This window comes from Eikenella sp. NML99-0057, assembly GCF_001648535.1.
Lineage (GTDB): Bacteria > Pseudomonadota > Gammaproteobacteria > Burkholderiales > Neisseriaceae > Eikenella > Eikenella exigua.
On record NZ_LXST01000002.1, the window covers coordinates 249,342 to 268,961 of the forward strand.

Here is a 19,620-nt window from a genome sequence, read left to right on the forward strand (position 1 = left end):
CTTCTTGGTGGTTTTGCATATTGTTTGACCTATGGCAATTTATTGTTGCGATAGTTCTGAAAAAGGGAGGGTTTGGGGGGGTAGCCTGTTCATTGCATGGAAACCTGGGCTGTGGTTTTCAGGTAGCCTTTGCTTGGGGCGGAAACGGGCTTACAAAAACAGTTGCAGCAAATCGTTCAGATAGCGTTGGCCGCGTTCGGTAGGGCGCAGGAGAGTGGGGTCGGGGTCGATGAGGCCGAGCCGGGTGGCTTCCTGCAGGGGGCGGGCGATGACGGCGAGGCTATGGCTGGTGCGCTCTTGGAACAGGCGGACGGGCACGCCGTCGGTGAGGCGCATGGCGTTGAGCATGAATTCGAAGGGCAGCTCGCCGGGGGCTATCTGAAAACGTTCGACGGCATCGGCGGGGTTGCCCTGCATGGCGGCAAGATAACTGCGCGGGTGGCGGGCGCGGGTGGTGCGCATGATGCCTCTGTGGCTGCTGATTTTGCCGTGGGCGCCGGCGCCGATGCCGATGTAGTCGCCGAATTGCCAGTAGTTGAGGTTGTGGCGGCATTGCTGGCCGTTTTTGGTGAAGGCGCTGGTTTCGTAGCGTTCGAAGCCGGCATCAAGCAGGGCGTGGTGTACGGCTTGTTCGATGGTGTAGGCGGTGTCTTCTTCGGGGATGCCGGGGGGCGGGGTGCGGCCGAAGGGGGTGTTGGGCTCCATGGTGAGGTGGTAGGCGCTGATGTGGGTTACGCCGAAGGAGAGGGCGGTTTCGGCGTCGCGCTGCGCTTCTTCGGGGGTTTGGCGCGGCAGGGCATACATGAGGTCGGTGTTCACGCGGGGGAAGATGGCGAGCGCGGCTTCGATGGCGGCGCGGGCTTCATCGCCGTTGTGAATGCGGCCGAGGGCTTGTAGTTTGGCGTTGTCGAAACTTTGGATGCCGAGCGACAGGCGGGTGATGCCGGCTTCGGCATAGCCTTGGAAGCGCGCTTGTTCGAAGGTGCCGGGGTTGGCTTCGAGGGTGATTTCGGCTTCGGGCTGTAGTCGCACCAGCGCGCGCACGCCGCTGAGCAGGCGGTGGATGGATTCGGCAGAAAACACGCTGGGGGTGCCTCCGCCGATAAAGATGGTGTCCACCGGCCGCCCCCAGATATGGGGCAGTTCGTGTTGCAGGTCGGTGAGCAGGGCGTTGATGTAGGCGGCTTCGTCGGTGTCGGGCTTGAGGCGGTGGGAGTTGAAGTCGCAATAGGGGCATTTTTGGATGCACCAGGGGATGTGGATATAGAGCGAGAGCGGGGGCAGGGCGCTGAGGCCGGAGCCGGGGGCTTGCAGTAGGGGCATGGTGTGGCGATTGGTTTTTAAAATAACGGGTTATTCGGCTTGGAAGGCTACCTGAAAAACTTGGCTGCCGATGCGGATGTCTGCCAGGTAGCCGTCGCGGCGGTCGGTGCACACGGGCCAGCGGATTTGGGCGGCGAGCCAGGAGCCGTCGGCCTGGCGCTTAAGCGGGAAGCGGTTGAAGCCCATGTCCATGCCATCCATGCTGAACTCACTTCTGCCTGCTGCACTTGGGGCGGCACGTTTTCCAGGGTGATGTCGAAGGGGCGGTGGCGTGCGGCGGCAAAGCGGATGCGGCTGCCGTTGGGCAGGGTACAGCCTTGGCGCGGGTCGCAATCGGTTTGCACCACTGTTTCGGCAGCGGGCTGTCGCCCGGCACGCCATTGGCGTACGGCGAAATGGCCGCCGGCCAGCAGCAACAGCGCGGCGAAGGCAAGCAGGATTTTGGTGCGGGTGGGGAGAGGGGCATGAGAGGCTACCTGAAAAAGTTTGGGCGGGTTATCTGGGTCTGATTAGGAAAAGTATTATGACAATCGGGGCCAGCAAAAACGGCACAAAGCTGTTGAGAAAACCTGTCCGAAACGCTGCCCTTCCCTCGGCTTTTGATCCTGCTTGCCGTATCAAGGCCACGATAAAGCCGATCACTAAAGCCGGTGTCGAAAACCAATATGCAAACCATAATTCACCGTTATCAAACACGAGCACTGCCAGCCAATACCCCCATAATCCCAAATTCATGGTCAGCGAGATGCCCGACACAAAATACGGTCGAACGCTCGACATTTTCCAACTGAACAGCCAAGCCAGCAGGGTGGGGATGAGCAGAAGAATATAATTAGCAAGAGCTACGTCTTCCAAAAAAGGTAAAGTCAATAACCCGATTGAGGGTGGCCAGCACAGCGTATATACCGTTAGCGGCAGATACAGCGCCAAGGCAATCAAAATATCTTTCCAATACGGATTAAGCTTGTGCCACATTTGTTTGTCCTTTCGGTTTGGTTTTTCAGGTAGCCTCATGCCATGTGTCAAAGGCTACCTGAAAACATCTTCATCGCCCTTGCGCCACCGCATGCGCCCCTGCCGCGAGCCAGCGTTCGGCATAGTGTGCCGTCAGCGTCGCATTGGCAGGCAGCAGCACCAGCGGCAGCGGCACGCCTGCGGCCAGCGCGGCGCAGGCTTGTTCTGCCGCTGTTGCGTTATCTGCCGGCCACACGGCGGCTTCGGCTTGGGCGGCGGCTGCGGCGGCAATGTCGCCGGCTGAGTGCACCAGCGGCCAGCGGCGCACATCGCCCGGCGTATCGGCGGCCAAATCGGCTAAGTCCGTCAGCAGGCGGCTGCCCGGCGGTGGGTTGGCGGCATGGAGCGGCAGCACGCAAAAACCGTCTGCCGCGTGCAAACCTTCATTCAGGCTACCTGAAAACTGCGTGGGCAACGCCAGCGCCGCCAGCAGCGCGGTATTGGCCGGCAGCATGGGCGACACATCATAACGCCCCGGCTGCTGCCAGCGCCATTGCTGGCCTTCGCGCGACTGCAATTCGCCGCGCCAGCCGTCGGCCGGCACGCGGAAAAAACGCAGCCGCACATGGGCGTGTTCGTAGCTGTGGGTTTTGGTGAGCCACGGCACAGCGCTGCGGATTTGGATGCCCAGTTCTTCGGCAAACTCGCGGTGCAATGCCGCCAGTTCGCTCTCGCCCTCCTCTACCTTGCCGCCGGCAAATTCCCAATAGCCCGCGTAGGCCTTGCCTGCGGGGCGCGAACTGAGCAGCACCTCGCCGCGATCGTTATACACAATGCCGGCCACCACTTGCAGCAGCGGGCGGGGGTCGGCCTCGGCCGGGGCGATGCGGGTGTGCCAGAGCCAGTCGATGCACTCCTGCAACAGGGCGGGCAGGCGGCTGATTTCGCGGGTGTATTCCTGGCGCAGGGGATGTTCCCAATCTTGGTTTTCCACCAGCATCACGCCAAACTGCCCGCGCGGGCCGAAGCCATACCAGCCCGCATCGAGCAGGTATTGCCCGCCGCAAAAGCTGATTTGCAGTAGGTCTTCGCCTAAAAGCAGATCGGCTGGGTTGCTGTCGGTGTGTTCCAGCAGCCAGAAGAAATTGTCGTAGGTGATGGTTCCGTTGCGGAGGTTGAGGGCTTGGGGCATGGTGTGGCGGAGGGAGGGATAAACGCGGGCAGTTTACTGGAGCGGGCGGGCTGGGGCAACGGCGGCGTTTCAGGTAGCCTGCAAAGGGTGGTGGGTATCGGCTTAGACGTTATTAGACGATAAATGTACAATTAGACAAAATACAGTACAATAATGGCTAATCCCACATAAAGGCACCCGTATGGAAGACCCTCTCTATTTCCCCAGAACCGAATTGGCTGCCGCCCTGCTCAGCAGCCTGAAAAGCGGCGTATCCAACGCATTCACGCTGTTTGCCCCGCGCCGCATGGGCAAAACGCAATTCCTTACCAACGATATTGCCCCGGCCGCCGAGAAAAACGGCTTTAATGTGTTTTATTTCTCTTTCATGGACAACAAAGACAGCGCCAGCACCGCGCAGTTTTTCCATGAAGCCCTACACCGTTTTGCCTTGGAAACCCGCACCGGCAACGGCGTGAAAACCTTTTTCGGCAGCCTAACCAAGATAGACGTGTTGGGCGTGGGCCTGGAGCGCGAAACGCCGCCGCGCGACCTGCCGGGCATCAGCGAAATCATCGCCTATATCGCCGCCGACAGCCGCCCCACCTTGCTGCTGCTAGACGAAGCGCAAGAATTGGCGCGGCTGCCGAATACCGAAGGCATGATACGCAGCTTGAGAACCGGCCTGGATATCAACCAAAGCCGCGTAAAAACCCTGTTTACCGGCAGCAGCACCAACGGCCTGCGCGCCATGTTCAACGACATCAAGGCTCCCTTCTTCCACTTTTCCCACGCGCTGGATTTTCCCACTTTGGGGCAGGATTTCATCGATTTTTTGGCCGGCGTTTATCACGACCGAACCGGGCAGCAGCTGGATGCGGAGAAGTTTTACGCCATTTTCGAGCAGTTCAACAAAAGCCCGATGTATATCCGCGCCGTGATTCAAGACATGATCATCAACCCCGCGCTCAGCCTGGAAGCCGCCGCGCAAGTGCGGCTTGGGCAGATGCAGGAAAACAGCAATATTCCGATGCAGTGGAAAGCATTAAGCGCCATCGAGCGGCTGCTGCTGCAATCGATGGCGCAGGGGGAGGTGAGCCCGTATGGCGCGGAATTCAGAGAGCAGGCCGCCCGGATATTGGGCGTGGAAAGCGTGAAAGTAAGCACCGTGCAAAGTGCCATCAGAAAGCTGCAACGCAAAGACCTGATCAGCAAATTCGGCAACAGCGCGTTTCAAATCAACAATCCTTTGCTGCAAACGTGGCTGAAAGAGAATATGGAATAAGCAGCCGGCGCACATTTGCGGGGCAGCGGCGGAGTATACAAACCTGCGCTTGGATGGCATTCTCCTAATGCGGGGGATGGTTTTCAGGTAGCCTTCAAGCAGCGGGATAGATGTTTACAATATCTTGTTTTTTGTTACAATCCAATCATCGGCAATACCCTTTTTCCCCTTTCCAAACAGGAGCGGCAAGATGAAGCAAACCATGATGAACACGGCAGCGGGCGTATTGGCGGCAGTGCTATTGGGCAGTGCGGGCTTGGCATATGCCAACCCCTATCCGGTTGGCTCGCAGCAATGGCACAACTACAATGGCGCCATGCAATCGGAAGCAGATCGGATACAACGCGAGCGCAATGCCACACGGCAACAGCCGATCAACCGCGGCCCCACCGCCGCCGAAATACGCGCCTGGGAGCAGCGCGAGGCAAAGGTGCAAGCCGAAATCGCGGAACTGCGCCGCACGCCGTTTTACATGGCGATTGCCTATGATTTCGACACCCGCCAATCCATGTGGAGCGGCGGCTATATTTCCGAGCACCGAGCCGTGGAAGAAACTCTGAAGCAATGCAGCTCGTCCAATTGTCGGGTTATCAGAACTTTTGCCAACACCTGCGCCGCCGTGGTTGAGCCAGACAGCCGGGCAAAATCGGCGGCAGATATTTTCGTTGCCTTAGATAAGGATGACAGGCAGGCAGCGGCCAAAGCCATGCACTCCTGCGAAGCGCAGCACGGCGCGGGCAATTGCAGCTATTGGCAAGTCCGTAAACCCTTGTGTACTGGCTACGATTACAGTATCTACGGCCAGCATTAAGCCAGTTACAGCCAAAAGGCTACCTGAAAACCGAATATGGTTTTTCAGGTAGCCTTTTATTTGCTGCGGCTTTGGCTTACTTGCCCTTGCCCAGTTTGGGCAACACCGAGCCTTCGCCCAGCGAGAGCAGGCCGCTGTCGGCGTAGATGCCGAGTTTGGCGCGGGTGTCGGTGATGTCGAGGTTGCGCATGGTGAGCTGGCCGATGCGGTCGAGCGGGGTGAAGGCGGCATTTTCCACTTTTTCCATGCTCAGGCGTTCGGGCGCGTAGGTGAGGTTGGGCGATTCGGTGTTCAGAATCGAATAGTCGTTGCCGCGGCGCAGTTCGAGGGTTACTTCGCCGGTGATGGCTTTGGCCACCCAGCGTTGGGCGGTTTCGCGCAGCATCAGCGCTTGGCTGTCGAACCAGCGGCCTTGGTAGAGCAGGCGGCCGAGGCGCAGGCCGTTGATGCGGTATTGTTCGATAGTGTCTTCGTTGTGGATGCCGGTGAGCAGGCGTTCGTAGGCGATGTGCAGCAGCGCCATGCCGGGGGCTTCGTAGATGCCGCGCGATTTGGCTTCGATGATGCGGTTTTCGATTTGGTCGCTCATGCCGAGGCCGTGGCGGCCGCCGATGCGGTTGGCTTCGAGGAAGAGTTCCACTGCGTCGGCAAAGGTTTGGCCGTTCAAGGCCACCGGCACGCCTTCTTCAAAGCGCACGCGCACTTCTTCGGCTTTCACTGCCACGTTTTCATCCCAAAACGCCACGCCCATAATGGGTTTGACGATTTTGATGCCGCTGTTCAGAAACTCCAAGTCTTTGGCTTCATGCGTTGCGCCGAGCATATTGGAATCGGTGGAATAGGCTTTTTCTACCGACATTTTGTATTGGAAGCCGTTGGCGATGAGGAATTGGCTCATTTCGTGGCGGCCGCCGAGTTCGTCGATAAATTGTTGGTCGAGCCAGGGTTTGTAGATTTTCAGCGCGGGATTGGTGAGCAGGCCGTAGCGGTAGAAGCGTTCGATGTCGTTGCCTTTGTAGGTGCTGCCGTCGCCCCAGATATTTACATCGTCTTCCTTCATGGCGGAAACGAGCATGGTGCCGGTTACAGCTCGGCCAAGCGGGGTGGTGTTGAAATAGGGCACGCCGCCGGTGGACACATGAAACGCGCCGCATTGGATGGCGGCGATGCCTTCGTGTGCCAACTGCGCGCGGCAGTCAATCAGGCGGGCATTTTGCGCACCGTATTCCATCGCTTTTTGGGGAATGGCGTTGTAGTCGTCTTCGTCGGGCTGGCCGAGGTTGGCGGTGTAGGCGTAAGGCAGTGCGCCTTTGAGTTTCATCCACAAGAGGGCGGCGGAGGTGTCGAGCCCGCCGGAAAAGGCGATGCCGACTTTTTGGCCAACGGGCAGGGTTTGCAGAATGGTGGCGTTGTTCTGGCTCATGATGCTCCTTTGTTTGGCAAGATGGTTGAAGGCTGGGATTGTGTGCCAGCCGGCACAGATTGTCTAGCTTCACGATAAGGCTACCTGAAAATGCCCGGTTTACGTATGTGGCGCTTTCAGGTAGCCTGTGCACCTTTGGTGAAATCAAGGAGCGGGCAGTGGGGAATCGGCAAACTTTGCCGCAGCAGCAAACGATGATTTGGTATGTGCTGTATACGGGCATTTCCTGCGGCCTGCTCTACGGCGCGCTAACCGTGTTGTGGAAAGGCGGCTGGCAGTCGCCGCAGGCCATGCTGCTGCGCCTAGCGGGATTCAACGGTTTGAGCATCGTGCTGACATCGGCCATCCACTGCCTATGGCTACTCGCGCTGCCCGCCCTGCTCACGGGCTGGCTGGCCGGCCGCTTGGCTTGGCAAAATAATCTGCCGGGACGGGCAATGGCCACTTTGGCCTGGATGGGGCTGACGGCGGTTTTGTATGCCCTGCCGCAATTGGCGGGTGTGGATGTGGTGCCGGAGTTCAACCGGCTGATTGCCAACACTTTGGAGGGCATGCTACCCGTGCCCGACGGCACGTTCAGCCGGCTGATGGCCACACCGCCGTGGTATGTACTGCCCGTACTATTCGCCTGCAGCGGCTGGCTCGCGGCCATGATGGTGCTGCCCTACGAACCAGACGAAACTTGGGGCGACCGCACGGGCGAACGCGGCGAGCAGTGGTGAAGTAAGCCGAGGCTACCTGAAATTTCACAAACTACTAGAAATTCAACCTGCGCCTATGACCAAAAATATTACGCGCGCCAAGTGTCCGAAAGAAGTTTATTGCCTCCCACAATAGAGCAAGCAGCGAAGGCTATGGTGGAAGTTAAGTTAATTCGCCATATATCCCGTATCTTGTATAATCGCACCCTATTCCAACTTTATTTCATGAGGATAATACCGTGAACCGTTCCTACCCCCACCCGCTGATTGCGCGGGAAGGCTGGCCGTTTATTTTGGGCGGGCTGCTGCTGAGCATGCTGGTGAGCATCTGCTACGGCTGGTGGTCGCTGCCGTTTTGGGTGTTTACCGTGTTTGTGGTGCAATTTTTCCGCGATCCGGCGCGCGATATTCCGGCCGACCCGGAAGCCGTGCTCTGCCCGGCCGACGGACGCATTGTGGTGGTAGAACGTGCTGAAGACCCGTTCCGCAAGGTACCTGCGCTGAAAATCAGCGTGTTTATGAACGTGTTCAACGTGCATTCGCAACGCGCGCCGGTTGACGGCACGGTTACGCGGGTGGACTACTTCCCCGGCCAATTCGTAAACGCCGCGCTGGATAAGGCCTGTACGGAAAACGAGCGCAACGCGGTTTTTGCCACCACCCGAAGCGGGCGCGAGCTTACCTTTGTGCAGGTGGCAGGCCTGGTGGCGCGGCGTATTTTGTGCTACGTGCAGCCGGGCGAGAAAGTCATGCGCGGCCAACGCTACGGCTTTGTTCGCTTCGGCTCGCGGGTGGATGTGTATCTGCCCACCGATGCCGTGCCGCTGGTGGCCATCGGTGAGAAAGTGCGCGCCAGCGAAACCATTTTGGCACGCCTGCCGCCGGAAGCCGACGGCGAACAAACCGCCATCGAAGAAGCTGCGGCCTTGGTGCAGGCGGCGGCGGAAGAGGTGCTGCCGGAGTAAGTTTTTGGGGTTTGGCATTCGGGGCAAAGGCTACCTGAAAACGCAGCGTAGCGGAGTTTCTGCAAAGCTAAACTTTCAGGTAGCCTTTGGCCTGTTTGGGCAAACTGTCGGCGTTTAATCTGCCAGTTTCACCACACCGTTCATCACGCCGGCATGCCCGGGGAAGGAACAGAAGAATTTGTAGTTGGTGCCGGCGGCCAGTTTGGCCACGGGGAAGGTAACAGAGGCTTCTTCGCCGCCGCCGATGATTTTAGTGTGGGCAATCACGCGCCTACTGCACCGCTTTATCCGGCGGCATAAAATTCCTCCAAATCGAAAAATAATCCGGCTTCAGGTAGCCTGAAAGCCGGATATGGCATGGGCGGTTTTAGCCGGCCTGCGGCGCAATATGCTCTTTTCCCACGGCACCGCTGTTTTGATACAGGGTAAACAGGGAAACGCCTTCGTTGCGGACGCGGTCGCCGCCGGGCAGGTCGGTGAACTCAAGGATGGCAGCGGCTTCCACCACGCTCCCGCCGAGCTTGTGGATGAGTTTAATGCCGGCGTGCATAGTGCCGCCGGTGGCCACTAGATCGTCCACCAGCAAAACGCGGGCGTTGTCTTTAATGGCGTCGGTGTGGATTTCCACGGTGGCTTCGCCGTATTCGAGCGCGTAGCTTTCAGAGACGGTGGTAAAGGGCAGCTTGCCTTTTTTGCGGATGGGCACAAAGCCCACGTTGAGCTGGTAGGCCAGCGCGGCGCCAATGATGAAGCCGCGCGCGTCCAGCCCTGCCACCACGTCGATATCTTGCGTCATGTAGCGGTAGGTGAGCAAATCCACCAATAGGCGGAAATATTCCGGGCTTTGCAGCACGGGGGTGATGTCGTGGAACAGCACGCCTTTCTGCGGCCAGTTTGGGATTTTGCGGATTTTCTGCGCCAGCATTTCAACAGTCATCACTTCGGGGTGGAACAGCATAGCGGGTATCTTTCAGGTAGCCTTTGGAAAGCGCGAATCTTACCACTTCCCCAAACAAAATTGCACCTGCATCAAACTCCCTGCGCCAACAAGGCCCCACTGGCCGGATTTTTGGTTACAATCAAACTTCATACTGCACAAAAGGGAAATCATGGAGACCGGCTATTCAGACACGCATGTAACCAACCTGCAAGAATGTTTGGCCTGGCTGAAAGGCTATGCCGCACAGCAAAACGAGGCCGACCGCGCACTCTTGCAGCAAGCGTTCGCACTGGCCGAAGTGCACTACCCCGCCAACGCACAAACCTACGCCGGCGAGCCGCTGCTGCCGCACGCCGTGGGTGCAGCGCAGATGGTGGCACAGCTCGATTTGCTGCCCGAAGCCGTGGCCGCCACCATATTGTCGGGCATGTCTAAGCAGGGCGGGGATTGGCAGCTTCAGGTAGCCGGGCAGTGCGGCCAAACCGTATGCAGCCTGATGCAGGGCATCGACCAAGTGCAGAAGCTCACCCACTTTGCCCGTGTGGATGGCTTGGCTACGCCTGAAGAGCGTGCCGCACAGGCGGAAACCATGCGTAAAATGCTGTTGGCCATGGTGTCCGACATCCGCGTGGTGCTGATCAAGCTCGCCCTGCGCACCCGCACCATGCAATACCTCGGCGGCTGCCCCGACAGCCCGGAAAAACGCAGCATTGCCAAAGAAACGCTGGATATTTTCGCCCCGCTGGCCAACCGCTTGGGCGTGTGGCAGCTCAAATGGCAGCTCGAAGACCTCGGCTTTCGCCACCAAAATCCCGAAGAATACCGCCGCATCGCCCACCTGCTTGACGAAAAACGCCCTGAGCGGCAGCACTATATCGACCACTTCCTCGGCATCCTCAAAGCCGAGCTGGCCAAATACGGCATCCGCGATTACGACGTGGCCGGCCGCCCCAAACACATCTACTCCATCTACCGCAAGATGGTGAAGAAAAAGCTCGATTTCGAAGGGCTCTACGACATCCGCGCCGTGCGCGTGCTGGTGAACAGCGTGCCCGAGTGCTACACCGTGCTGGGCATCGTGCACAGCCTATGGCAGCCCATCCCCGGCGAATTCGACGACTACATCGCCAACCCCAAAGGCAACGGCTACAAAAGCCTGCACACCGTGATTGTCGGCCCGGAAGACAAAGGCATCGAGGTGCAAATCCGCACCAAAGAAATGCACCAATTCAACGAATTCGGCGTGGCCGCGCACTGGCGTTATAAAGAAGGCGGCAAAGGCGATTCCGCATATGAGCAGAAAATCGCCTGGCTGCGCCAGCTCTTGGATTGGCGCGAAAACATGGCCGAGAGCGGCAAAGCCGACCTCGCCGCCGCCTTCCAGACCGAGCTGTTTAACGACACCATTTATGTGCTCACCCCGCACGGCAAAGTACTCTCCCTGCCCGTGGGTGCTACCCCCATCGACTTCGCCTACGCCCTGCACAGCAGCCTGGGCGACCGCTGCCGCGGCGCGAAGGTAGACGGCCAAATCGTGCCGCTCTCCACTCCGCTAGAGAACGGCCAGCGTGTGGAAATCATCGCCGCCAAAGAGGGTGAACCCTCCGTAAACTGGCTGTATGAAGGCTGGGTGAAAAGCAACAAGGCCGCTGCCAAAATCCGCGCTCACATCCGCCGCCAAAATGCCGAAAGCGTGCGCGAACAAGGCCGGCTGCAGCTGGAAAAAACCCTGCTCAAAGTCCAGCCCAAGCCCAATATGCAGGCTTTGGCCGAAAAGCTCGGCTTCAAAAAACCGGACGAGCTCTACACCGCCGTGGCACACGGCGAAATCATGCCCCGCGCCGTGCAGAAAGCCTGCGGCCTGCTGGCCGAGCCGCCTGCCGCGCCGGTGAGCACCGAGAGCATCGTCAAACAGTCGCGCATCAAAGAAACCGGCGGCAAAGGCGGCATTTTGGTGGACGGCGAATCCGGCCTGCTCACCACGTTGGCCAAATGCTGCAAACCCGCCCCTCCCGACGAAATCGCCGGCTTCGTAACGCGCGGGCGCGGCATTTCCATCCACCGCATCGGCTGCGCCTCTTTCCAGAAACTCGCTGCCGACGCGGCTGAAAAAGTCGTACTGGCCTGCTGGGCCGGCGTGCCTGCCGGGCAAGTATTTGCCGTGGATATCGAAGTATCCGCCCAAGACCGCAACGGCCTGTTGCGCGATATTTCCGAAGCACTGGCGCGGCACAAACTCAACGTGACCGCCGTGCAAACCCAATCGCGCAACCTGCAGGCCAGCCTGCGTTTCACGCTGGAAGTACATCAGGCGGACGACCTGCCCCACGTGCTCGCCAGCCTCGCCAACGTGAAAGGCGTAACCGGCGTGAGCAGGCTGTAGGCGTATGGTTTGACCGAATAAGGCTACCTGAAAAACCAATCAAATATTTTCAGGTAGCCTTCCCATTCCCATCCCAAGGCTACCATCACCCCACCCCATCCAAGGAATCCACCATGCCGCAATCCCCGCAGCTTTTGGCGCAAGAGCTGGCCGAGCACAAACGGCAAATTGTTGCCGACTACCGCCGCCACCGCAGCCCGCAGCGTTTTTTTGCTGCCTACAGCGCCCTGCTCTCGCACACCGTTACCGCGCTGTGGCGGCAAATGCAGCCGGAAGGAGAGCTGGCGCTGCTGGCGTTGGGCGGCTTCGGGCGCGGCGAGATGTATCCGCATTCCGATGTGGATTTGGGCATTGCAGCGGCCGATTCTCTGAATGAAACACAACAACAGCAAATTGAAACTTGGCTGCAAACCCTGTGGGACATGGGGCTGAACCCCTCGCTGAAAACCGGCAGCGTGGCCGAGCTGTGCGCCGGGGCGGCGGAAGACCTAACTGGCGACACCTCGCTCCTCGAAGCCCGCCTGCTCCACGGCAGCCAAGAATTATTTGCCCGCCTTTGCCGCAATTTAGACGTGCAGCGCGACCTGACGGCCTTTGCCGAAGGCAAACTGCTGGAATTGCAGCAGCGGCACCTGAAAGCACAAGCAGGCAGCAGCCTGGAGCCAAACCTGAAAACCTGCCCCGGCGGCCTGCGCGATATCCACACCATGCTCTGGCTGGCGCGGGTGCAGGGCATTTCGCCGCAACTGCACCGCCTCGCCCGCCAAGGCATCCTCACCCGCACCGAAGCGGCCATGTTGCGCCGCAGCCACCGCAGCCTGGCACGCATCCGCATCGAGCTGCACCTGGCCGCCGGCAAGCCGCAGGAGCAGCTGCGTTTCGACTTGCAGCCGCAGGTGGCCTACGCGCTGGGCTACACCGATGAAAGCAAACAAGTGCGCAGCGAGCGGCTGATGCACACGCTCTACCGCGCGGTGAAAACCGTGAAGCAGCTGGGCGGCATCCTGCTGCCGATGCTGCGCGGGCGCATTTCCTCGCCGCTGCCGCGCGTGGCGCTGGATTTAGACGAACACTATTTCCAAGTAAACAACCTCATCGCCGTGCGCGACAAAACCCTGTTCCGCCGCGAGCCGCAGCATATTTTCAAGGTGCTGGAACTGTGGCAGCAATACAGCAACCTCGCCGGCCTCGCCCCCGAAACCCTGCGCGCCTGGTGGCAGGCGGTGCAGAAAACCGACGCCCGTTTTTATGCCGATCCGGCCAACCGCCGCCGCTTCGTGGGTTTCTTCCGCCACGGCGGCGGGCTCACCCACCTGCTGCGCTTCCTCAACCTCTACGGCGCGCTTTCGCATTATCTGCCCGAGTGGGGCAAAATCGTCGGCCTGTTGCAGCACGACCTGTTCCACGTTTACCCCGTGGACGACCACATCCTGATGGTGGTGCGCAATATGCGCCGGCTGGCTCTGGAAGCGCACAGCCACGAGCTGCCTTTTGCCAGCGCCCTGATGCACGCCTTCGAGCGCAAACCCGTGCTGTATTTGGCCGCCCTGTTTCACGACATCGCCAAGGGGCGCGGCGGCGACCACGCCGAACTGGGCATGGAAGACACCCGCCGCTTCGCCGCCGACCATTTCCTGAGCCAATACGAAACCGACTTGCTCGTGTGGCTGGTGGGCAACCATCTTTTAATGTCGCTCACCGCGCAGAAAGAAGACATCCAAGACCCGGCCGTGGTGGCCGCCTTCTGCCGCCGCGTGCAAACGCCCGAGCGGCTCACCGCGCTTTACCTGCTCACCGTGGCCGATATGCGCGGCACCAACCCCAAAATCTGGAATGCTTGGAAAGCCAGCCTGCTCGAAACCCTGTTCCGCTCCGCCCTGCAATACTTCGGCGGCCAAACCACCAGCCGCGACATGGCCGTGAGCCGCCGCCAGCAAAAAGCCCGCCAGGTCTTGGCCGAAGCGGGCGTGGGCGAAGCGCAAAGCCGTGAACTGTGGCAGCAGCTCGGGCAGGCCTATTTCGTGCGCCACAGCGCCGACATCATCCTGTGGCATCTGCCCCTGCTCGCTGCCGATGCCGCAACGCCCCAAGCCCATATCCGCCCCCTGAGCGCAACCGGCGGCCTGCAAGTGATGGTGTTTATGCCCAACCGCGACCGCCTGTTTGCTGGCCTGTGCCGCCTGTTCGGCCGCCACCAGCTCGGCATCCTCGCCGCCCACGCCTACGTTACCGACCACCAATACATCCTCGACACCTTCGTGCTGCAACTGCCCGCCAACTGCCTTGCCGACGACATCGAGCGCATCAGCCGCCGCCTGCAGCAAGCATTAAACCAATTCGTGCACCACCCGCCGGGCGCCGCCGAGCCCACTCCCGCGCCCCGCCGGCTGAGCCGCCGCCTGCGCCACCTGCCCATCGCCCCGCGCATCACCCTCTCCGCCGAAGAAACTGCCGGCGCCTACACCCTGGAAATCATCGCCGCCAACCGCGCCTTCCTGCTGGCCGACATCGCCGACGTGTTCGCCCGGCTCAACATCAGCCTCAGCTACGCCGCCATCGCCACCTTCGACGAACGCGCAGAAGACAGCTTCCTCATCCGCCATCCCCAGCTGGCCGACACTGCCTTCCAGCTCAAACTCGAACGGATGCTGCTGGAACGCATCGGCGGCTAAACCGGCGCACGAATAGGCCGGCATAGCCGCGCTGCCATCCGGCACAACCGCCTTTCGCAAGCAATCAAAGAGGCTACCTGAAAGTTTCAGGTAGCCTTTCAGCCTCAAACGGCAGGCTTTATTCCTGCCCGTACACGCTGTAATCGTAGCCCACGCAGAAAGCCGTGCCGTTTTTAGTACGGACGGTTGAGTAGAAACATCTGTCTTGGCGGTTTTTGCCATGCATTGTTTCGCAAGCCTGCATTGCTTGATGTGCTGCTACCCGGTCATCTTTATGTATGCCGATGAAGAAATCAGAGTCGGAACGCGGGTGGTTGGTGGCACCCACCACCACGGCGCAGGAGTTGCTCAATGTTTTGATAACCCTGCAATTGGAGGTGCGGCATTGCTTGAGTGCCTCTTCCACCGCCCGCTGCCCGGTACTAAAACCGCCAGCCCACATCATTTGGTTGCTGCCGAAATCGTTAGCGATGGCCATGTAAAACGGCGTGCGGCGCAGTTCCGCGATTTCGGCTTGCACCTTTGCCTCGCGCTGCTCCCAGGCACGTATTTCGGCGGCGGTGGGGCCGCGGTTGATCGGCTGTTGCCGTGTGGCATTGCGCTCGCGTTGTATCCGATCTGCTTCTGACTGCATGATGCCATTAAAGTTGTGCCATTGCTGCGAGCCAACCGGATAGGGGTTGGCATATGCCAAGCCCGCGCCGCCCAATAGCACTGCCGCCAACGCGCCCGCTGCCGTGTTCATCATGGTTTGCTTCATCTTGCCGCTCCTGTTTGGAAAGGGGAAAAAGGGTATTGCCGATAATTGGATTGTAACAAAAAACAAGATATTGTAAACATCTATCCCGCTGCTTGAAGGCTACCTGAAAACCATAATATGGTTTTCAGGTAGCCTGCACCCGCCTGCCCATGCGCTATAATGCCGCATCTTCAATCGTTCTGCCTGATGTCATGCCGCGCCGCCCGCCTTTCCAGCCCGATAAATCCCTCAGCCGCCCCGAGCGCGTATTGCTGGTGGGTGTGATGCTGGCCGACAGTTTCTCCGGCAGCAACGAGCAGCGCACCCGTGCTTTCCAAAACGTGCTGGATGAAGCTGCCGAGCTGGTGCGTGCTGGCGGCGGGGAGTTGGTGCATGTTTCCACCGCCCGCCGCGACCGCCCCAGCGGCGCATTGTTTGTGGGCAGCGGCAAAGCCGAAGAGCTGGCGGCCGAAGTGCAGGCGCACAATATCGAATTGGCCGTGTTCAACCACGAGCTCACGCCCACGCAGGAGCGCAACCTCGAAGCCAAGCTGCAATGCCGCGTGCTCGACCGCGTGGGGCTGATTCTCGCCATTTTCGCCCAGCGCGCGCAAAGCCAAGAAGGCCGCCTGCAAGTGGAGCTGGCACAGCTCACCCACCTCTCCGGCCGCCTGGTGCGCGGCTACGGCCACCTGCAAAGCCAAAAAGGCGGCATCGGCCTCAAAGGCCCGGGCGAAACCCAGCTTGAAACCGACCGCCGCCTGATCGCCCAAAAAATCACCACCCTGAAAAAACGACTTGCCGACGTGCGCCGTCAGCGTGCCACCCGCCGCAAAGCCCGCCAGCAGGGCAGCCTGCCCACCTTTGCCCTGGTGGGTTACACCAACACCGGCAAATCCAGTTTGTTTAACCGCCTCACCAAAGCCGACGTGTTGGCCAAAGACCAGCTCTTCGCTACGCTCGATACCACCGCCCGCCGCCTGTATCTCGACAGCGAACACAGCATCATCCTCACCGACACCGTCGGCTTCGTGCGCGACCTGCCGCACCGCCTGGTGGCCGCCTTCTCCGCCACGCTGGAGGAAACCGCCCAAGCCGACGTATTGCTCCATGTGGCCGACGTTTCCCAGCCCGACTACGAACAGCGCATGGAAGACGTCAACCGCGTACTGGCCGAAATCGGCGCCGCCAATGTGCCGCAGCTCTTGCTGTATAACAAAATCGACCTCCTGCCCGCCGAGCAGCAACAGCCCGGCATCCTGCGCAGCAAAAGCGGCCAAATCGCCGCCGTGCGCCTTTCCGTTACCCAAAGCCTGGGCTTAGAAGACTTGCGCCAGGCATTGATTGAGTGGGCGGATACGCATAGCAAGGCATCAGGCGGCAAAGAGGCTAGCTGAAAACGGCTATAGTCGGGACACTTTATTTCCTACAGTGTTGGCTTGCCTTCCCCTGCTTGCCGACGTGGGCTAAGGTAGATTGCCCATGCGGTTGCCCTGGTTATTTATTGCTTGGAAAGGCTACCTGAAAGCGAAGCTAAAAATTTCAGGTAGCCTTTTTAATTTGAATTTCCTGGTGCTTACACATGGCGGATTCCAAGGTGGAAAGGCTACCTGAAAAACCAAAAGCCGGGCATGAGCCCGGCTGGTTTCATTTTTACTGCCTGCACCGTTATCAAAACCGTTTTCAGGTAGCCTCTGCCTGCTACACCAGCTGCTCGCCCCAATGCAGTTTCTGGCGCAGGGTTTTGTAGTATTGGTAGTTGGTGGGGTGCAGCACGCGCAGGGTGTTGCGGTAGCGGCGGATGGTGAGCCGGTTCATGCTGTGCAGGTCGATGTGGGATTGGCCGTCGCAATGTACGCGGGCGTTGTCGGCTTTGGTGATGAGGATTTCGATTTCGCAGCTGTCGGGCACCACGATGGGGCGGTTGGTCATGGATTGCGGGCAGATGGGCACGAGTGTGAGGGCGCGCAGGGTGGATTGCAGAATCGGTCCGCCGGCAGCCAGGGCGTAGGCGGTGGAGCCGGTGGGGGTGGACACAATCAGCCCGTCGGAGCGTTGGGTGTAGACAAACTCTTGGTTGATAAATACTTCAAATTCAATCATCTGCCCCAAGCCGCCACGGCTGATGACGACTTCGTTGAGAGCCAGCGCGGTGCAGTCGGATTCGTCGTGGCGCTGCACGGTGCATTCCAGCATGATGCGCTCTTCGGGCAGGTATTGGCCGGCGAGCATGCGCGAAATGTCGGCAATCATGTTTTGGCGCGGCACTTGGGTGAGGAAGCCTAAATGCCCCAGATGCACGCCCATGATGGGGATGCGGTAGGGGGCAAGTTGGCGGGCTACGGATAAAAATGTGCCGTCTCCTCCGAGCACCAGCACCAAATCGCAGCAGGTACCCATGTCTTCTTTGGCTACCCGTCGGCAGTTTTCGGCTAGCAGGTTGGCAGACAAATCGGCGCCGCATTCTTCGTCTATCAGCACTTCGATGCTGTTTTCTAAAAAGAAGGCCACCAGTTCGCTCAGGGTTTCGCCCAATTGCGGGGTGTTGGGGCGGGTAACGATGCCGATGCGGTGAAATTGGCTGTGTTTCATGTGGTGTAATGGAGAAATTATGGGGAAATTACGTTAGGCCGAACTCTACCTGATTTTCAGGTAGCCTGAAAGGCGGGAGCGGGGTAGGGCGGGGCAACGAAGCAGCCTTCTTATTCTAATGCGCTATATTTTGTTTTTTATCATGCGGCTGATAGAATGCCGCGCCGTGTGGCTTTATGTTTCAGGTAGCCTTTTGTGTGGCCACAGGCTACCTGAAACATAAAGCCGGAATATTGATTTCTTTTTCAGGTAGCCTCATGCTGCAATCCACTCCGCCGCAGGCACTCGCCTTACTCGGCCCCACTGCCGCCGGCAAAACCGCGCTCGCGCTTGCCTTGGCCGAAAAGCTGCCGCTGGAAATCGTCAGCCTCGATTCCGCGCTGATTTACCGCAGCATGGACATCGGCACCGCCAAGCCCACTCCTGCCGAGCGCGATGCCGTGCCGCACCACCTCATCGATATCATCAACCCGCCGCAAAGCTACAGCGTGGCCGATTTTTTGAGCGACTGCCTGCGCCTGTGCCGCGAAATCCACGCGCGCGGCCGCCTGCCGCTGATTGTGGGCGGCACCATGATGTACTACCACGCCCTCGTCAACGGCCTCAACAGCCTGCCCGCCGCCAATCCTGAAATCCGCCGCCAACTGCAAGAGCAAAAACAGCAACACGGCCTGCCACATCTCTATGCCCAACTGCAGCAGGCCGACCCCGCCACCGCCGCCCGCCTCAAGCCCGGCGACAGCCAGCGCATCGAACGCGCATTGGAAGTGTGGCTGCTCACCGGCCGGCCGCTCAGCCAACACTTTGCCGAACAGCCCAGCGCCACGCCAATGCTCTCCCTGCGCAGCATCGCCCTGATTCCGGCGCAACGCGAACGGTTGCACCGCAATATCGAACAACGCTTCTACGCCATGCTGGAGCAAGGCTTTCTAGATGAAGTAGGCCAACTGCAAGTGCAATATCCCGAGCTCACCCCCGACTACCCCGCCGTACGCTGCGTGGGCTACCGCCAAGCTTGGGCACATCTGCAAGGCAAAACCGACCGTAATACTTTCATTGCCCAGGGTATTGCCGCCACCCGCCAGCTTGCCAAGCGCCAGCTCACCTGGCTGCGCAAACTGCCCGCCGATTTGGTGATCGACCCGTTTTCAGGTAGCCTCCAGCAACACAGTCAAACCATTCATTCTTTTTGCCAACAACACTTCGTATGAGCACTCCTTTCCCCGCCTCTTTCCGCCGCCCTGTGCTACGAAGCCTTGCTGCTGGCCGCCGTAACCTGCGTGGCTTTTATCCCCGCCGCCGCCGCCAATATGGCGTTGCATACTGTGCCGCTGCTGGTCGAAACGGCCGTAGCACTGATCATCCTAGCTGTGTGGTGGGGCTATTTCCGCCTTTGCTGGCACAGCCCGCGCGGGCAAACCCTGCCGATGAAAGTGTGGCGGCTACAGCTGTAAACCCCTGCCGGCAGCCGCCCCAGCCTGCGCCAACTGCGCCTGCACTTCATCTGGGCTTCTGTGCTGCTTCTGTCGCTTGCCTCATTCGGCATCCTACGCCAACTCACCCCCCCCTACCACCCCAAACCATGGCCGGCATGGTGTTGGCATGGTGGATACTGCCTATCGGCTTCGCCATCATACACTCTTTCCGACAATTTTTTACGA

At 59.6% G+C, this 19,620-nt stretch carries 18 protein-coding genes and 1 pseudogene; 10 read left to right on the forward strand and 9 right to left on the reverse strand.

Annotated elements, in window-relative coordinates:
- Positions 1–150 precede the first annotated feature (150 nt).
- Both hemW and A7Q03_RS10105 read right to left on the reverse strand, forming a co-directional pair.
- Positions 151–1,323 (reverse strand): radical SAM family heme chaperone HemW, encoded by a 1,173-nt coding sequence (hemW, locus tag A7Q03_RS04690; protein ID WP_067447792.1) that lies wholly within the window; start codon positions 1,321–1,323, stop codon positions 151–153.
- Positions 1,324–1,353: 30 nt separating this feature from the next.
- Entirely contained in the window at positions 1,354–1,524 is a 171-nt protein-coding gene (locus A7Q03_RS10105) for a hypothetical protein (RefSeq protein WP_156502932.1), read from the reverse strand.
- 116 nt (positions 1,525–1,640) lie between these two features.
- Here A7Q03_RS10105 and A7Q03_RS10110 point away from each other — a divergent pair, with 116 nt between their 5' ends.
- A complete protein-coding gene (locus A7Q03_RS10110; RefSeq protein WP_153705511.1) occupies positions 1,641–1,832 on the forward strand; it encodes a hypothetical protein in 192 nt (63 codons plus the stop codon).
- On the opposite strand, the gene A7Q03_RS04700 is transcribed toward A7Q03_RS10110, so the two are convergent.
- Both A7Q03_RS04700 and A7Q03_RS04705 read right to left on the reverse strand, forming a co-directional pair.
- Positions 1,819–2,298: a hypothetical protein gene (locus tag A7Q03_RS04700; protein WP_067447794.1), complete on the reverse strand. Its 480-nt coding sequence runs from the start codon at positions 2,296–2,298 to the stop codon at positions 1,819–1,821. The two genes, A7Q03_RS10110 and A7Q03_RS04700, sit on opposite strands and share 14 nt — an antisense overlap.
- Before the next feature lie 70 nt (positions 2,299–2,368).
- Positions 2,369–3,469: an NUDIX domain-containing protein gene (locus tag A7Q03_RS04705; protein ID WP_369814458.1), complete on the reverse strand. Its 1,101-nt coding sequence runs from the start codon at positions 3,467–3,469 to the stop codon at positions 2,369–2,371.
- 181 nt (positions 3,470–3,650) lie between these two features.
- On the opposite strand from A7Q03_RS04705, the gene A7Q03_RS04710 reads away from it, so the two are divergent.
- Complete coding sequence (locus A7Q03_RS04710) at positions 3,651–4,733, forward strand: ATP-binding protein (RefSeq protein ID WP_067447796.1); 1,083 nt, start codon at positions 3,651–3,653, stop codon at positions 4,731–4,733.
- A gap of 190 nt (positions 4,734–4,923) precedes the next feature.
- On the forward strand, positions 4,924–5,544 hold the full coding sequence (locus tag A7Q03_RS04715) for a DUF4189 domain-containing protein (RefSeq protein ID WP_067447798.1): 621 nt from the start codon (positions 4,924–4,926) through the stop codon (positions 5,542–5,544).
- A 76-nt stretch (positions 5,545–5,620) separates the two neighbouring features.
- On the opposite strand, the gene argG is transcribed toward A7Q03_RS04715, so the two are convergent.
- Positions 5,621–6,967, reverse strand: a complete 1,347-nt coding sequence (gene argG / locus A7Q03_RS04720) for an argininosuccinate synthase (protein ID WP_067447800.1) — start codon at positions 6,965–6,967, stop codon at positions 5,621–5,623.
- Positions 6,968–7,026: 59 nt separating this feature from the next.
- On the opposite strand from argG, the gene A7Q03_RS04725 reads away from it, so the two are divergent.
- Together A7Q03_RS04725 and A7Q03_RS04730 are read left to right on the forward strand one after the other, a co-directional pair.
- Positions 7,027–7,689: a hypothetical protein gene (locus tag A7Q03_RS04725; protein ID WP_156502933.1), complete on the forward strand. Its 663-nt coding sequence runs from the start codon at positions 7,027–7,029 to the stop codon at positions 7,687–7,689.
- Positions 7,690–7,907: 218 nt separating this feature from the next.
- Positions 7,908–8,633 (forward strand): phosphatidylserine decarboxylase, encoded by a 726-nt coding sequence (locus tag A7Q03_RS04730; RefSeq protein ID WP_067447804.1) that lies wholly within the window; start codon positions 7,908–7,910, stop codon positions 8,631–8,633.
- Between the two features lie 114 nt (positions 8,634–8,747).
- On the opposite strand, the pseudogene A7Q03_RS04735 reads toward A7Q03_RS04730, so the two are convergent.
- Together A7Q03_RS04735 and A7Q03_RS04740 are read right to left on the reverse strand one after the other, a co-directional pair.
- Positions 8,748–8,903: pseudogene (locus A7Q03_RS04735) on the reverse strand (plastocyanin/azurin family copper-binding protein); the annotation flags it as partial.
- A 97-nt stretch (positions 8,904–9,000) separates the two neighbouring features.
- Positions 9,001–9,591, reverse strand: coding sequence for an adenine phosphoribosyltransferase (locus A7Q03_RS04740; RefSeq protein ID WP_067447806.1), 591 nt, complete (start codon positions 9,589–9,591; stop codon positions 9,001–9,003).
- A 151-nt stretch (positions 9,592–9,742) separates the two neighbouring features.
- Here A7Q03_RS04740 and A7Q03_RS04745 point away from each other — a divergent pair, with 151 nt between their 5' ends.
- Both A7Q03_RS04745 and glnD read left to right on the forward strand, forming a co-directional pair.
- Positions 9,743–11,956 carry a bifunctional (p)ppGpp synthetase/guanosine-3',5'-bis(diphosphate) 3'-pyrophosphohydrolase gene (locus A7Q03_RS04745; protein WP_067447807.1) on the forward strand — a complete coding sequence of 738 codons (2,214 nt, stop codon included), beginning with the start codon at positions 9,743–9,745 and terminating at the stop codon, positions 11,954–11,956.
- Positions 11,957–12,069: 113 nt separating this feature from the next.
- A complete protein-coding gene (gene glnD, locus A7Q03_RS04750) occupies positions 12,070–14,628 on the forward strand; it encodes a [protein-PII] uridylyltransferase (RefSeq protein ID WP_197474745.1) in 2,559 nt (852 codons plus the stop codon).
- Positions 14,629–14,746: 118 nt separating this feature from the next.
- Here the strand turns inward: glnD and A7Q03_RS04755 are convergent, their stop codons facing one another.
- The gene (locus A7Q03_RS04755; protein WP_067447809.1) at positions 14,747–15,388 is read right to left on the reverse strand and encodes a DUF4189 domain-containing protein; all 642 of its coding nucleotides are present in this window, start codon (positions 15,386–15,388) and stop codon (positions 14,747–14,749) included.
- A 191-nt stretch (positions 15,389–15,579) separates the two neighbouring features.
- Between A7Q03_RS04755 and hflX the strand changes: the two genes are divergently transcribed.
- Positions 15,580–16,764 carry a GTPase HflX gene (gene hflX / locus A7Q03_RS04760; protein ID WP_067447865.1) on the forward strand — a complete coding sequence of 395 codons (1,185 nt, stop codon included), beginning with the start codon at positions 15,580–15,582 and terminating at the stop codon, positions 16,762–16,764.
- Between the two features lie 304 nt (positions 16,765–17,068).
- On the opposite strand, the gene A7Q03_RS04765 is transcribed toward hflX, so the two are convergent.
- A complete protein-coding gene (locus tag A7Q03_RS04765; RefSeq protein WP_067447811.1) occupies positions 17,069–17,959 on the reverse strand; it encodes an NAD(+) kinase in 891 nt (296 codons plus the stop codon).
- Between the two features lie 257 nt (positions 17,960–18,216).
- Here A7Q03_RS04765 and miaA point away from each other — a divergent pair, with 257 nt between their 5' ends.
- A complete protein-coding gene (gene miaA, locus A7Q03_RS04770) occupies positions 18,217–19,170 on the forward strand; it encodes a tRNA (adenosine(37)-N6)-dimethylallyltransferase MiaA (RefSeq protein ID WP_067447813.1) in 954 nt (317 codons plus the stop codon).
- A 45-nt stretch (positions 19,171–19,215) separates the two neighbouring features.
- On the forward strand, positions 19,216–19,413 hold the full coding sequence (locus A7Q03_RS10590; RefSeq protein ID WP_231881760.1) for an RDD family protein: 198 nt from the start codon (positions 19,216–19,218) through the stop codon (positions 19,411–19,413).
- The last annotated feature ends 207 nt before the right edge of the window (positions 19,414–19,620 follow it).

Coding starts and splice junctions, on each gene's coding strand:
- hemW (WP_067447792.1), bottom strand. CDS start 1,323: ATGCCCCTACTGCAAGCCCCCGGCTCCGGCCTCAGCGCCCTGCCCCCG.
- A7Q03_RS10105 (WP_156502932.1), bottom strand. CDS start 1,524: ATGGATGGCATGGACATGGGCTTCAACCGCTTCCCGCTTAAGCGCCAG.
- A7Q03_RS04700 (WP_067447794.1), bottom strand. CDS start 2,298: ATGTGGCACAAGCTTAATCCGTATTGGAAAGATATTTTGATTGCCTTG.
- A7Q03_RS04705 (WP_369814458.1), bottom strand. CDS start 3,469: ATGCCCCAAGCCCTCAACCTCCGCAACGGAACCATCACCTACGACAAT.
- A7Q03_RS04710 (WP_067447796.1), top strand. CDS start 3,651: ATGGAAGACCCTCTCTATTTCCCCAGAACCGAATTGGCTGCCGCCCTG.
- A7Q03_RS04715 (WP_067447798.1), top strand. CDS start 4,924: ATGAAGCAAACCATGATGAACACGGCAGCGGGCGTATTGGCGGCAGTG.
- argG (WP_067447800.1), bottom strand. CDS start 6,967: ATGAGCCAGAACAACGCCACCATTCTGCAAACCCTGCCCGTTGGCCAA.
- A7Q03_RS04740 (WP_067447806.1), bottom strand. CDS start 9,591: ATGCTGTTCCACCCCGAAGTGATGACTGTTGAAATGCTGGCGCAGAAA.
- A7Q03_RS04745 (WP_067447807.1), top strand. CDS start 9,743: ATGGAGACCGGCTATTCAGACACGCATGTAACCAACCTGCAAGAATGT.
- glnD (WP_197474745.1), top strand. CDS start 12,070: ATGCCGCAATCCCCGCAGCTTTTGGCGCAAGAGCTGGCCGAGCACAAA.
- A7Q03_RS04755 (WP_067447809.1), bottom strand. CDS start 15,388: ATGAAGCAAACCATGATGAACACGGCAGCGGGCGCGTTGGCGGCAGTG.
- hflX (WP_067447865.1), top strand. CDS start 15,580: ATGCCGCGCCGCCCGCCTTTCCAGCCCGATAAATCCCTCAGCCGCCCC.
- A7Q03_RS04765 (WP_067447811.1), bottom strand. CDS start 17,959: ATGAAACACAGCCAATTTCACCGCATCGGCATCGTTACCCGCCCCAAC.
- miaA (WP_067447813.1), top strand. CDS start 18,217: ATGCTGCAATCCACTCCGCCGCAGGCACTCGCCTTACTCGGCCCCACT.